Annotated in this window: 12 protein-coding genes; 3 read left to right on the forward strand and 9 right to left on the reverse strand. The window is 69.6% G+C overall.

Annotated features, from left to right (window positions below; translation table 11 throughout):
• Positions 1 to 3 precede the first annotated feature (3 nt).
• From mtrB to ABI385_RS02035, 5 genes are all read right to left on the reverse strand, one after another.
• Complete coding sequence (gene mtrB / locus ABI385_RS02015; RefSeq protein WP_348102059.1) at positions 4 to 1,893, reverse strand: MtrAB system histidine kinase MtrB; 1,890 nt, start codon at positions 1,891 to 1,893, stop codon at positions 4 to 6.
• Positions 1,894 to 1,908: 15 nt separating this feature from the next.
• A complete protein-coding gene (gene mtrA / locus ABI385_RS02020) occupies positions 1,909 to 2,586 on the reverse strand; it encodes an MtrAB system response regulator MtrA (protein ID WP_348102060.1) in 678 nt (225 codons plus the stop codon).
• Positions 2,587 to 2,769: 183 nt separating this feature from the next.
• The gene (gene ahcY, locus ABI385_RS02025) at positions 2,770 to 4,215 is read right to left on the reverse strand and encodes an adenosylhomocysteinase (protein ID WP_348102061.1); all 1,446 of its coding nucleotides are present in this window, start codon (positions 4,213 to 4,215) and stop codon (positions 2,770 to 2,772) included.
• A gap of 158 nt (positions 4,216 to 4,373) precedes the next feature.
• Positions 4,374 to 4,619, reverse strand: coding sequence for a DUF2630 family protein (locus ABI385_RS02030; RefSeq protein ID WP_348102062.1), 246 nt, complete (start codon positions 4,617 to 4,619; stop codon positions 4,374 to 4,376).
• A 10-nt stretch (positions 4,620 to 4,629) separates the two neighbouring features.
• Positions 4,630 to 5,571 carry a cation diffusion facilitator family transporter gene (locus tag ABI385_RS02035; protein WP_348102063.1) on the reverse strand — a complete coding sequence of 314 codons (942 nt, stop codon included), beginning with the start codon at positions 5,569 to 5,571 and terminating at the stop codon, positions 4,630 to 4,632.
• A gap of 37 nt (positions 5,572 to 5,608) precedes the next feature.
• Here ABI385_RS02035 and ABI385_RS02040 point away from each other — a divergent pair, with 37 nt between their 5' ends.
• Positions 5,609 to 6,160, forward strand: a complete 552-nt coding sequence (locus ABI385_RS02040) for a YbaK/EbsC family protein (RefSeq protein WP_348102070.1) — start codon at positions 5,609 to 5,611, stop codon at positions 6,158 to 6,160.
• Between the two features lie 159 nt (positions 6,161 to 6,319).
• Positions 6,320 to 9,310 carry a lamin tail domain-containing protein gene (locus ABI385_RS02045; RefSeq protein WP_348102064.1) on the forward strand — a complete coding sequence of 997 codons (2,991 nt, stop codon included), beginning with the start codon at positions 6,320 to 6,322 and terminating at the stop codon, positions 9,308 to 9,310.
• Positions 9,311 to 9,366: 56 nt separating this feature from the next.
• On the opposite strand, the gene ABI385_RS02050 is transcribed toward ABI385_RS02045, so the two are convergent.
• Genes ABI385_RS02050 through ABI385_RS02065 form a run of 4 tightly spaced genes read right to left on the reverse strand, consistent with a single transcriptional unit; the run spans position 9,367 to position 12,709 of the window.
• Positions 9,367 to 10,530 carry an SIS domain-containing protein gene (locus tag ABI385_RS02050; protein WP_348102065.1) on the reverse strand — a complete coding sequence of 388 codons (1,164 nt, stop codon included), beginning with the start codon at positions 10,528 to 10,530 and terminating at the stop codon, positions 9,367 to 9,369.
• A 12-nt stretch (positions 10,531 to 10,542) separates the two neighbouring features.
• A complete protein-coding gene (locus ABI385_RS02055; RefSeq protein WP_348102071.1) occupies positions 10,543 to 10,788 on the reverse strand; it encodes a Trm112 family protein in 246 nt (81 codons plus the stop codon).
• 5 nt (positions 10,789 to 10,793) lie between these two features.
• Entirely contained in the window at positions 10,794 to 12,284 is a 1,491-nt protein-coding gene (locus tag ABI385_RS02060; protein WP_348102066.1) for a phosphomannomutase/phosphoglucomutase, read from the reverse strand.
• A 29-nt stretch (positions 12,285 to 12,313) separates the two neighbouring features.
• A complete protein-coding gene (locus tag ABI385_RS02065; protein ID WP_348102067.1) occupies positions 12,314 to 12,709 on the reverse strand; it encodes a DUF3499 domain-containing protein in 396 nt (131 codons plus the stop codon).
• A 67-nt stretch (positions 12,710 to 12,776) separates the two neighbouring features.
• Here ABI385_RS02065 and ABI385_RS02070 point away from each other — a divergent pair, with 67 nt between their 5' ends.
• Positions 12,777 to 13,247: a metallopeptidase family protein gene (locus ABI385_RS02070; protein ID WP_348102068.1), complete on the forward strand. Its 471-nt coding sequence runs from the start codon at positions 12,777 to 12,779 to the stop codon at positions 13,245 to 13,247.
• The last annotated feature ends 242 nt before the right edge of the window (positions 13,248 to 13,489 follow it).

Raw genomic sequence — 13,489 nt, forward strand, 5'->3', positions numbered from 1 at the left:
GGCTCACACCCGCCCCGACGAGGTCACCGCGGCCGAGGAGCCGTCCTGCGAGGGGCCGGCGGCGACAACCTGATCGGCATGGCCGGCGTGAGCGGCATGATCGGAAGGGCCGGCATGATCGGAAGGGCCCGCAGGGTCGGAAGGGCCCGCAGGGTCAGCGAGGGTTGGGTCGAGCGGAAGCGGCGATGACTCGAGCATGGCTCCGGCGGTCCGCGGCAGGGTGAGCCGGAAGCAGGAGCCCTGGCCCGGCACCCCCCAGGCCTGCAGCCAGCCCTGGTGCAGTCGGGCGTCCTCCAAGGAGATCGCCAGGCCCAGCCCGGTCCCTCCCGTGGTCCTGGCCCGCGCGGGATCGGCCCGCCAGAACCGGTTGAAGACCATCCCGGCCTCGCCGGGCCGCAGTCCGAGTCCCTGGTCGCGGACGGAAACGGCAGCGGCGTGGGCTGCCTCGGCTACGCGGATCGTGATCGGGAGCCCTTCACCGTGCTCGATGGCGTTGACCAGCAGGTTGCGCAGAATCCGCTCGACCCGCCGCGAGTCGATCTCGGCGACGCACGGGGTGTCGGGCTCCTCGACGATCACCTGGCTCCCCTTGCGCTCGGCCAGCGACGACGCCCACGACACGACCCGGTCGACGCAGGAGCGCAGGTCGGTCGGCTCGATGTCGAGGACGGCGGCGCCTGCGTCATAGCGGCTGATCTCGAGCAGGTCGGACAACAGCGCTTCGAACCGGTCGAGCTCGCCGCGCAGCAGCTCGGCCGACCGAGCCACCGCGGGGTCGAAGTCGGAGCGGGAGTCGTGGATGAGGTCGCCGGCCATCCGGATCGTCGTGAGCGGGGTCCGCAGCTCGTGGGAGACGTCGGACACGAACCGCTGCTGGAACCGCGAGAGGTTCTCCAGCTGGCCGATCTGCTGCTGCAGACTCGCCGCCATCTCGTTGAAGGAGGTCGCCAAGGAGGCCAGGTCGTCCTCGCCCTTGGCTGGCATCCGCTGGTTCAGGTCCCCCGCAGCGAGCCGGGTCGCCACGTCCGCAGCCCGACGGACGGGGGCCACCACGAGCCGGGTCACGACGTAGGCGATCCCACCGATCAGGAGCATCAGCAGGACGCCGCCGAGCAGGAGGAACCGCCCGACCAGGCTCAGCGTGTCGCGCTCGCGCGTCATGGGGTAGACGAAGTACAGGCCGCAGTTGTTCGCCAGTGGCACGGTGATCTGCTGGCCGATCACCCACGACGGCACGGGGTCGCCCTCGCCCGTCAGCTTGATCGAGACCACCTGCATCTGCTGCACGGACGGGTTGGCAGCGACCTTCTGCCGCAACGCGTCCGGGATCGCCGAGAGGTTGACCTCGCCGGACTGGATCAGCGGGAGGGCATAGCTCTGCGCGGTGTTGTTGGCCCCCTTGAGCAGCAGGACATAACGGCTGCGCTCGGTGCCGGCGGCGTCCTGGACGAACCCGCGCGCGGACTCCAGCAGCGCGTCGCCGGTCAGCACCTTGTCGGAGGCGTCGAACTGCTGCTGGGTGCGACTGGTGAGCAGCGCCGCCTCGGCCGACGCGGTGACCCGGCGGTCCTCGACCAGCCCGTCGGCGACGCGCTGGTAGAGGTACGAGCCGACGACCGCCAGCACCACCGTGCCGAGGATCATCGTGACGGCCACGGTGCGGAACTGCAGCGAACGACGCCAGGTCCGGCGCAGCCAGCGTGTGCGGCCCCACACGGCGGTCCAGGCCGCCCGGACGGCGCGACCGGCGGCCGGCAGCACGCGGGAGCGTATTGTTGCCCAGTCGTGCCGAGGTGCCTCACGCGGGACCGCCGGCGTGCGGGGCCCAGCCGCGGGGTCGTCAGCCGTCGGGTCGCCGGCCGGCGTCCCGGTCGCCACCCGCTCGTCACTCACCGGATGCCCACCCGGTCAGGCAGGGCCGGCCTTGTAGCCGACCCCACGGACAGTGACGACGATCTCGGGGTGCTCAGGGTCGAGCTCGACCTTGCTGCGCAACCGCTGCACGTGCACGTTGACCAGCCGGGTGTCACCGGCGTGCCGGTATCCCCAGACCTGCTCCAGCAGCACCTCACGGGTGAACACCTGCCACGGCTTGCGCGCGAGCGCCACGAGCAGGTCGAACTCGAGCGGGGTGAGCGACAGGGCGGTTCCGCCCCGTTTCACGGAGTGCCCGGCGACGTCGATCTGCAGGTCGCCGATCTCGAGCTTCTCCGGCTCCGGCTCGTCGGTGCGGCGTAGTCGCGCCCGGACCCGGGCGATGAGCTCCTGCGGCTTGAACGGCTTCATGATGTAGTCGTCGGCGCCGGACTCGAGTCCCACGACGATGTCGACCGTGTCCGTGCGAGCGGTGAGCATGACGATGGGGACACCGGCCTCGGCGCGGATCCGCCGGCACACCTCCATGCCGTCGAGGCCGGGCAGCATGACGTCGAGCAGCACCAGGTCCGGGTGGTAGTCGCGGAAGGCGGCAACGGCGGACGAGCCGTCGGCGACGTGCGCGACGTCCAGGCCCTCCTGGCGCAGCACGATGCTCAACATCTCCGCCAACGCCAGGTCGTCGTCGACGACGAGCACGCGTCCCTTCACTGCTGCAGTCCTCCCTCGGTCCCCCCGAACCCGACATGCACGCTCGTCGTGCCTAGGCCGATCATTTCATACGGGTGGGGGCAAACCGCACCGATCGGGACCAACGCCGGACGCCGGTATGCCGTCCGCTCGGGCGAGCGGACGGGCATACCGGTCGTGCGTGCTGCGGGCGTCGCCGAGGGCTCAGTAGCGGTAGTGGTCCGCCTTGTAGGGACCCGCGACGTCGACACCGAGGTACTCCGCCTGGCTCTTGGTGAGCTCCGTGAGCCGGACCCCGAGCGCGTCCAGGTGCTGGCGGGCGACCTTCTCGTCCAGGTGCTTCGGCAGCACGTAGACCTGACGCTCGTAGTCACCGGTCTTGGTGAACAGCTCGATCTGGGCGATCGTCTGGTTCGAGAAGCTGTTGCTCATCACGAAGCTCGGGTGTCCGGTGGCGTTGCCGAGGTTCATCAACCGCCCCTCGGATAGCACGATGATCGAGCTGCCGGTGGCGAACGTCCACTCGTGCACCTGCGGCTTGATCTGGGTCTTGGTGACACCCGGGACCTTCGCCAGGCCGGCCATGTCGATCTCGTTGTCGAAGTGGCCGATGTTGGCGACGATCGCCTTGTTCTTCATCTGGGTCATGTGGTCCGCGGTGATGACGTCGTAGCAGCCGGTGGTCGTGACGAAGATGTCGGCGGTTGCGACAACGTCCTCGAGGCGGGCGACCTGGAAACCTTCCATCGCGGCCTGCAGTGCGCAGATCGGGTCGATCTCGGTGACGATCACGCGAGCCCCCTGGCCGCGCAGTGACTCCGCGCAGCCCTTGCCCACGTCGCCGTAACCCGCGACGACGCAGACCTTGCCGCCGATCAGGACGTCGGTGGCGCGGTTGAGACCGTCGATGAGCGAGTGCCGGCAGCCGTAGGTGTTGTCGAACTTGGACTTGGTCACCGAGTCGTTGACGTTGATGGCCGGGAAGAGCAGGTCACCGGTCTCAGCCAGCTGGTAGAGCCGGTGGACACCGGTCGTGGTCTCCTCGGTGACCCCCTTGATGCCCTCGGAGATGCGGGTCCACTTGGTGGGGTCGGCCGCCATCGTGGTGCGGACCAGCTCTTTGAAGACGCCGAACTCCTCGGTGTCTTCGTCGGTGGTCGGCGGGACCTGGCCTGCGGTCTCCCACTCGCGGCCCTTGTGGACGAGCATCGTGGCGTCGCCGCCGTCGTCGAGGATCATGTTGGGGCCGTGTGTGTCAGCCTCGCCCGGCCACGTGAGGATCTGGTCGGTGCACCACCAGTACTCGGGAAGAGTCTCGCCCTTCCACGCGAAGACGGGGACGCCCTGTGGGTCCTGCGGGGTGCCGTGCGGGCCCACTACGGCCGCGGCGGCCGCCTCGTCCTGCGTGGAGTAGATGTTGCAGGAGGCCCAGCGGACCTCGGCGCCCAGCGCGGTGAGGGTCTCGATGAGCACGGCGGTCTGCACGGTCATGTGCAGCGAACCGGCGATGCGGGCGCCCTTGAGCGGCTGCGCGGCGGCGTACTCCTCGCGCAGGGACATCAGGCCGGGCATCTCGTGCTCGGCGAGTCGGAGCTGGTGACGGCCGGCCTCGGCGAGGCTCAGGTCGGCCACCTTGAAGTCAAAGGACATGACAAATCTTCCTGTTGAGGTGAGGTGTGCTGACCCGGCGTAGCCCATCTGGGCACATCGTTCTCGCGGGGTATCACCCACGCCGCGGTTGTATGGCAGAGTCTACCGCCCGCACGTCGCTGGCACCGAACCGCGCGCCTCCCCCCGGTGTTGAATCCTCAGCCGAGGTAGCCCTCGACGGTGCGCGGGTCGCGGACGGCGGCGCTGTCGGGGTTCTCGCCGAACTCGCGCTTGGCGTCGCGCTGGCGCAGCAGGTCCCAGCACTGGTCGAGCTCGACCTCGAGCTCGCGCAGCCGGGACCGCTCGTCGGCCGGCGAGACCTGACCAGCGGCCAGCTTGTCGCGCAGGGCGCGCTCCTCGTGCACGAGGTCGGTGATGTGCTGGCGGATCGAGGGGTCACTCATGATGACGACGCTACGCCGGATGCCGGTCAGCGAGCGCCGTGTCGAGGTCGGGTTCGAGGTAGAGCAGCAGGGTGAGGTCCGGGGTCGCCCGCCGGGCGGCGAGCTCGGCGCGGTTGATGGCGTCGGCGATCTCGTCGGCCGTGTCCGTCGTCGTGACCGCGACCTTGGCGGCGACGAGCAGCTCTTCAGGTCCGATGTGCAGGGTGCGCATGTGGATCACCCGGTCGATGCCCTCGGTGGAGGCCAGCGCCTCCTCGATGGCGCGTACGTGCTCGGCCGTGCCGGACTCACCCAGCAGCAGCGACTTCATCTCCACCGACAAGGTGATGGCGACCGTGACCAGCAGGAGGCCGATCAGGCCCGTGCCCACCGCGTCCCAGATCCCGTTGCCGGTGATCAGCGTGAGGCCCACTCCGACCAGCGCGAAGACCAGGCCGATCAGCGCGGCAAAGTCCTCCAGCAGCACCACGGGGAGCTCGGGTGCCTTGGCGGTCTGGATGAACTCGACCCAACCGCGCGAGCCGCGCACGTGGTTCGACTCCCTGATGGCTGTCCGGAACGAGTACGACTCGAGCCCGATCGAGATGACCAGGACGACCAGCGGCAGCCACCACCAGAACCCCTCGATCGGCTGCGGATGTTGGAGCTTGTGGAACGCCTCGTAGAGCGCGAACAGGCCACCGACCGAGAACAGCACGATGGAGACGACGAACGCCCAGAAGTAGCGCTCGCGACCATAGCCGAACGGGTGCTCGGGGGTGGCCGCTCGGCGAGCCCGCTTACCGCCGAGCAGCAGCAGGGCCTGGTTGCCCGAGTCGGCGACCGAGTGAACCGACTCGGCGAGCATCGAGCTCGAGCCGGTCAGCAGGAACGCGACGAACTTGGTCACCGCGATCCCGAGGTTCGCTGTCAACGCAGCGATGATCGCCTTGGTTCCACCCTGGGTCGACACACAGCCAGGGTAGCCGCCGCGCTAGCGTCCCTTCGTGATCACGCGAACAGGCACGGCTGCCGGAAACCTCGACTGGGCGCCCCTTCACGGCCAGCTCGACCTGGTCGCCGCACCGGTCGCTGCCGCTGCCGGGCTGGTCCCGGGCGCCCGCGTTGCAGCGATCGACGACACCCTCGCCGACACGGCCGCGTTCTGCGAGGCATACGAGGTCCCGCCGGAGCACTCGGCGAATTGCGTCGTCGTCGCGGCACGGCGCGGTGAGGTCACCCGGTACGCCGCGGTGATGGTCCTCGCGATGATGCGGGCCGACGTCAACGGCGTGGTGCGCAAGGAGCTGGACGCGCGCAAGTGCTCCTTCGCGTCGCGGCAGGAGGCGGTCGCACTGACGGGCATGGAGTTCGGCGGGATCACCCCGGTCGGCGCGCCCGAGGGCTGGACGATCCTCGTCGACGAGGCGGTGCTCGCTGCCGGCGAGGTCGTGGTTGGCAGCGGGCTGCGGCGGTCCAAGCTGTTGCTCCCAGCAGCCGAGCTGCTGGGACTGCCAGGCGCGCGCCGGCTCAGCCTCTCGCGAGCTGAGCTACGCCCTTGAGGTGAATGGCTCCCAGCGATTCCTCAGGACAATTAGGACATTAGGGTGAAAGGTTCGCGAACTGCATTCACTTGTTTAAGGAATGCGGAGAAAACCCTGCACATACAATGAGAGTCGGTGCATGCTTCCCCCACACAATGCTGTCCACAGGGGGATCTGGTGCGTAGAAGCTCACGTTCAGTCGTCGTCGTCGCCACGGTGCTGTCCACTGCGACCCTGGGGCTGCTGGCCCCGGCGGTGGCGCACGCGGATGCGACGGACATTGTCATCTCGGAGCTGATGTACCACGCCCCCGATCCGGACGGCACCGAGTTCATCGAGCTCTACAACCGCGGGGGCGAGAGCGTCGACATCTCCTCGTGGGGATTCACGGCGGGGATCACGATTGCGACCACTGACCTCAAGTTCCCGACCGGCACGACCATCCCTGCGGGGGGGCGTCTCGTCGGAACCGGGGACCCCACCCTGTTCTCGAACCACTACGGGTTTGCTGCCGACTTCTCGTACTCCGGAACATCGTTGTCCAACGGCGGCGAGACCGTCACCCTGGCCGACGGCAGCGGCTCGACCGTCGCATCGGTGCCGTACGACGACGAGGGGCTCTGGCCACTCACCCCGGACGGCGGCGGGCCGTCCCTCGAGCTCATCAACCCGGCGGGCAGCAACAGCGACCCGGCGAACTGGGGAGCCAGCACCGTGGCCTACGGCACGCCGGGCCAGCGCAACAGCATCGAGAACAGGCCCGTCCTCAGCGTGACCAACGTCGGCCCCTCCGCCACCCGGCCCGCGCCCAACACCACGTTCTCGGTAGTGGCGACCACGCTTCCCGGAGCCTCCATGTCGCTGACCTACAAGGTGATGTACGGCGCCGAGGTGACCGTCCCGATGGCCGACGACGCCGCCTCACCCGGCGGTGCCGGCGACGGCCGTTATGCCGCAACGCTTCCGGGCGCTTCAGCGGGGCAGCTGGTCCGCTACAAGGTCAGCGCGACGCGCGGCGGCGCGACCGCGACCTACCCCGCCGCCGGTGACAGCCGTCCCTTTGACGGCGTCGTTGTGGGTGACCCGGCGTTAGCCAGCGCAGAGTTTCCCTTGCTCGAGTGGTTCATGCCCGACGACGTCTACGCCGACATGGTGGCGCACCACCGCTGCGACGATGTCACGGCACTGGCGACCCTCGCCTGGAACGGGCGGGTGCTCGACGGCGGAGCCATGAGGATCAAGGGACACCACAGCTGCAACGATGCCGAGGTGAAGTGGTCGGTCGACCTCCCCAAGGGCTACACCTACGACTTCGGCGCACCGTTCCCCTACGCCCTCGACCAGTTCGACCTCCAGTCCGACTCGATCCCGGTACCCCGGATCGGCTGGGAGATGTCCGGCACGGCTGGTCAGCCGGCCCTGGCCACCCAGACGTTCCGGGTGCAGAAGAACGCGAAGTTCTACAGCATCGCCGCCATCCTGCAGAACTACGACGGGACCTGGCGGTCGGCCACCGGCTACGACAACGGAGCGCTCTACAAGGTGCAGGCCGGGGGGATGCATACCTATCCCACCGCCATCGAGCTTGCCGCCTCGGGAGACATCGAGAAGAAGAACCCGAAGGACACCGACTTCACCGACGTCTGGCAGCTGACGCAGGTGCTGGCCCAGCCGGACTCCCCGGCCAAGCGGGACTGGATGTATGCCAACCTCGACCTCCCCGAGATGACCAACGTGACGGCCCTTATCGTCGCCATGCGTCAATGGGACAGCGTGACGAAGAACTTCTATGTCTGGCGCAGCAATGCCACGGGTCGGTGGCAGATCCTGCAATGGGACCTCGACGACATCTTCAACGCGGGAGCCGACCCCAAAGGCGGCGACTTCGTCACCCCACCCCTTCGGTTGAACAACCTGTTCATCTCTATGTTCGCGGTCCCGGACATCGCTGCGATGCATTACCGACGTGTTCGGACTTTGTCGGACCAGTTCCTCAAGGACAACACGCTCATCAACCGGTTCGACGCACTGACGACCTGCTGCACCCACGACCTCGCGATCGATTCGGCGGCCTGGAGCACACGCAGCCTCTCGACCTTCCGTAGCAGGATGGTGCGAGCCGTCCAGGAGCGACGCGACATGATCGCCAAGCACACCAGCGCCAGTGAGATCCCGCCGTCACAGAGCGTCGCTCCGCAGGTGGTCATCGACGAGCTGATGTACAACCCGGTCATCGGCTCAGACGGCGAGTACGTCGAGCTGGCCAACCCGTCCGCTACCGAGTCGGTGGACATGTCCGGCTGGGTGCTCGACGGGCCAGGCACCTACACGATCCCGGCGGGCACCGTCCTGCTGCCCGGTGCCCGCATGGTGTTCGTCAAGAACAACGCCGTCTTCCGACAGACCTACCCGTCGCGTGTCCTGGTCGGGGGTCAGTTCAGCGGCAGCCTCGACAACACGGGCGAGACCGTGTCGTTGAAGGCCGGGTCGCGAGTGGTCGACACCGTGACCTACGGGGTTGACACCCCGTGGCCGAGCGCCGCCAATGGGTCCGGCCCATCACTCGAGCTCAAGAGCCTCGCCTCGGACAACACTGATCCGGCGAGCTGGGTCGCCAGCCAGGGCAACGGCACGCCGGGCGCAGCCAACAGCTCGAGCGGGGCCACGTCTTCTGTCGTGATGCCCTTCGGCTCGTCCTGGAGGTACCTGGCCACCGGTGGTGACCAAGGCACCGCCTGGCGCGCGAGCTCCTTCAACGACACGGCCTGGCCCACCGGTGTGGGCGACCTCGGTTTCAAGAACGGCAACGCCACGACGATCCCGGCGACGACGGGACGCGCGACCTACTACTTCCGGACCGGCGTGACCGTCACGCCCGGATCAGCCGTGCAGAAGGCCACCTTCGACCTCAAACGTGACGATGGCGCAGTCCTCTACATCAACGGCGTCGAGGTCGCGAGGTCCAACATGCCCACGGCCGCCGTCACGTTCACCACCCTGGCTGCCAGTGCGGTCGATGGTGGCGCCGAGTCGGCGCCGGTGACGGTGTCGGTACCGGCGACGCTGCTCCACGAAGGGTTCAACACCATCGCCGTCGAGGTCCATCAACGGGCGACCCAGGGCGCAGCCGACCTCACCATGGACGGCCAGCTGACGCTGACCCGCTGATCCCTCCCGTACCAGCCGGCCCGGCCCCCACCGGGCCGGCTGGTACGCCGACCGAGTCAACCCCTGGTCCGGTCCCGCAAGTCGGCGACATGCGGCGACAGGCCGGGGTCCATCCCCAGGCCCAGCGCGAGGTAGGTGGCGGCAAAGTCGGTCAGCGCGATGTGCGCGGCGAGGCGTTCCAGGGCGTGACCGGCCTCGGTGCCGTGCTCGCTGACCCGCACGCCGACGTCGCGGGCGGTCTGTGCCACCGCGTCCGCCAGGGTGCGGGCCCGCTCGTCCACCCGTTCGGAGCCGTCGTCACGCAGCAGCAGCAACCGGAGCTTGGGCGCGGGAGCACCGTCGAGGTAAGGGTCGGCGAAGATGTCAGCCGGCCCGGAGACGGCTGCCGAGGTCAGCCCGGCGTCGGTATAGGGACCGTCGAAGCAGGCGACCACCTGCGACGCCGCGTCGGGCAGCTCACCCCAGGTCGCCGGTATGCGTGCCGTGCGGGTGATCATCGCGGCCGCCCGGCAGGCAGCCACGCCGGTGAGCGGCCCGTCCCCGAGCACGACCGGCACCCCCTCGGCGAGCTCGCACGCGAGCGTCTTGGCCGGGTTGACGAACGTCTCCGAGCTCGGCCGGAACAGCCCCGCCTGCTGGTCGAGCCGGTCGGCGACCCGCGCGAAGACCAACGGGCCCGCGTCGACCATGCCCAGCGCGTGGGCCGCGAGGACGACCGGCGTGAGCATCGCCCACAGGGTGGTGCGGGACGAGGTCCCTGCGGGGACATCCACGTGCACACCGCGCGCCCGCGCGCTGATGTCGGCCAGCGGGGAGTCAGGGGCTCCGACCGTGAGGAGGGACGCCCCACGTCGAGATGCCTCGGCGGCCAGGGCGAGCGGCCCCTCGGCGCGGCCCGACTGCGACACCGCGACTACGAGGTCGAGCGCACCCACCCACCCCGGCAGTGGCAGGTTGTGCCGGGTCTGGACCGGGACGGGTGAGCCGGGCTCGGCCAGCAGCTCGAGGACGTTGGCGACCACGGACGAGCCACCCAGCGCCGCGACGAGGACGGACCTCGGCCGCTCGCCGCCCATCAGGCGGCCCAGCCCGGCCTCGCCCGCCAGGTCGATGGCGTGGCGTACCTGCGCGCCGGCGGACGCGAGCGACCGCAGCGTCTGGCGCGAGTCGAGCTGGGCGAGCTGGTCGTCGTCCAGTCGGGCCTCGTCGATGAAGGGCATCGGCCGCGAACCTCAGGCCGGACCCGGTGCCCCGGCTCGGGCCTCGTCGACGAGCAGGACAGGGATGCCGTCCTCGATGCGGTAGGCCCGGCCGCACTCGGCACCTGTGCAGAGCAGCTCCGGTCCCCCCTCGGGGCCTACGGCGTCGACGAGCTCGGACCGGCAGGCCGGGCAGCGCAGGATCTCGCGCAGCCAGGGCTCGATCGACGAACCGCCTTTGACAACAGCGTCTTCCGGCGCTCCGTCGGGTCCGGTCATATCACTCATGCGTCCGCTCCTGCCCGGATCAGCGCGAGCATCACGTCGCGCACGCACTCCATCGTGGCACGGTCGGCGGCCTCGACGTTGAGCCGCAACAACGGTTCGGTGTTGGACGCGCGGACGTTGAACCACCACATCGGGTCGGTGCCGTCGTCGGACCCCCCACCGGCGTGGGTGATCGTCAGGCCGTCGAGCTCGTCGACGGTGACTGGCCCGTGGTCCTGCGCCCACTGGCGTACGCGTCCGGTCGCCGCGCCGGCATCGACGACCCGGGAGTTGATCTCGCCCGAGGCGACGTAGCGCTCGTATGCCGCGCCCAGCTCCGACAGTGGGACGCTGGCGTCACCGAGGGCGGCGAGGACGTGCAGCGCGGCGAGCATGCCGGTGTCGGCGTACCAGAAGTCGCGGAAGTAGTAGTGCGCCGAATGCTCGCCGCCGAAGACCGCGCCGGCCTTGGCCATCTCGGCCTTGATGAACGAGTGGCCCACGCGGGTACGCACGGGCACGGCGCCGTTCTCGCGGATGATGTCCGGCACCGCAGCCGAGGTGATGACGTTGTGGACCACCTTGATGTCACCGGCATCGGTGCCACCCGCCACCTCGCGGGCGATCTCACGGGCGGCGACCAGGCCGGTGATCGCGCTGGGACTCACCGGTTCGCCCCGCTCGTCGATGACGAAGCAACGGTCGGCGTCACCGTCGAAGGCCAGGCCGATGTCGGCGCCGTGCTCCACGACCGCGGCCTGCAGGTCGAGCAGGTTCTCCGGCTCAAGGGGGTTCGCCTCGTGGTTCGGGAAGGTGCCGTCGAGCTCGAAGTAGAGCGGCACCACCTCGAGCGGCAGCTGGTCCAGCCCGGCCCCGGTCTCCAGGACGGCCGGCACGGTGAACCCGCCCATGCCGTTGCCCGCGTCCACCACGACCTTGAGGTGACGGTTGCCCGAGATATCGACGAGACCGCGCAGGAAGCGCGCGTAGTCCGCAAGCACGTCGCGTTCGCTGATCGTGCCTGGCGCCGTCCCCTGGTGTGTCACCGCAGCCGAGTCCTGCCGGTCGAGCGACCACTGGGCCAGGTCGCGGATCTCGGCGAGGCCGCTGTCCTGGCCGACCGGGCGCGCCCCGGCCCGGCACATCTTGATCCCGTTGTACTGGGCCGGGTTGTGGCTTGCGGTGAACATCGCCCCCGGCAGACCCAACGCGCCGGAGGCGTAGTAGAGGCCGTCGGTGGAGCAGAGTCCGATAAGCGTGACGTCCAACCCCCGGGCAGCGACACCCTCGGCGAACGCACGGCTGAGGGTGGGCGAGCTCGGCCGCATGTCGTGACCGACGACGACGGCGGACGCGCCGTCTGGCACCGCGATGATCTGCGCGAACGCCGACCCGATCGCCCACGCGACCTCGTCGTCGAGCTGGTCTGGCACGACCCCACGCACGTCGTACGCCTTGATGAAGTCGGCCAGGACGCGGTGGGACGGAGCAGCGGCGGGTGAGGTCACGACGAGTCAGGGTAGCGAAGCCTGCGACGTCAGGAGTCGCGCAGGACGCGCAGGTGTCCCTTGCGGCCGACCTCGACCGCACCGGTAGCCGCCTCGTGGCGCGCCTGGTCGTCGGCTTGCGCCCCTACCCGGTCCCGGGACGCTCCGGGTCTCGCCCGACCGGCCTCACGGACGGCGTCGGCGAGCGCCAACAGGTCGTCGGTGCTGGGTGGCCGGGGCGTGGAGTCCGTGGTCAGCCGCACCACCTCCCAGCCGCGCGGTGCCGTCAGACCCTCGGCGTGCCGGTGGCACAGGTCGTAGGTGTGCGGCTCGGCATACGTGGCCAGCGGCCCGAGCACCACCGTGCTGTCGCGGTAGACGTAGGTGAGAGTCGCAACCGACGGGGATGTGCACCCCGTCTTCAAGCACTGCCGAGACAACCCCACCCGCCGACTCTAGGTCCGTGGCGCCGGCCCGCGGCGGCGCCGCGCCGCGTACGCCTAGGGTGGTGCCGTGAGCTGGACCGACCCTGGTGACCTGCGCCGTCCTGGTGTGGGCCGGGCGGCCCGCCCGAGCCGCCGAGACCGTCGCGGACGCGGTGTCCGCGGTCCGCTCGCCTGGCCGGCCGTGCCGGTGATGGCCACCCGATCCGAGCACTTCGACGAGCTGGTGATCGAGTCGGCCAGCAGGTTGGAGGAGATCTGGGGTCGGCCGTTCCCCCCCGTGGAGTTCGGTGTCGAAGACGTGCCCCCCTCAGACCCGGCGCCCTGGGAGCACGCCGAGGTGCCTCTGGGGCGGCTGTTCGGAGCCGAGGGACGCAGCCCGGCCCGGGTCGTTATCTACCGCCGGCCCGTCGAGACCCGGGCCGTCGGTCGCCGTGAGCTCGCTACCCTTGTAGCCGACGTCGTCACCGAGCAGGTGGCCGCACTACTCGGGGTCGCGCCGGAGCAGCTCGACCCGGGGTACGACGACCTCGACGACTGAGGCCTCGACGACTGAGGACGACCGGGGCCGGGAACAGCAGCCGGCGGGAGGTGGGCGATCACGGGTTCGTGGAGAGCCTGACAACGCTGGCAGCTCCGACCGTCAGCACCCTCCTCGACGGTCACTCGTCCGGACCCAGTTCAGCCCAGGTTCAGCCTGGGAGCTGGCGAACCGGCACCTGAGTCGCGCTCACGACGGCCGGGGGCAACGGGACGACGGCGAACAGTGGCCCGGCCGTCCCC

It is taken from the genome of Lapillicoccus sp. (assembly GCF_039935575.1).
Classification (GTDB): domain Bacteria; phylum Actinomycetota; class Actinomycetes; order Actinomycetales; family Dermatophilaceae; genus Lapillicoccus.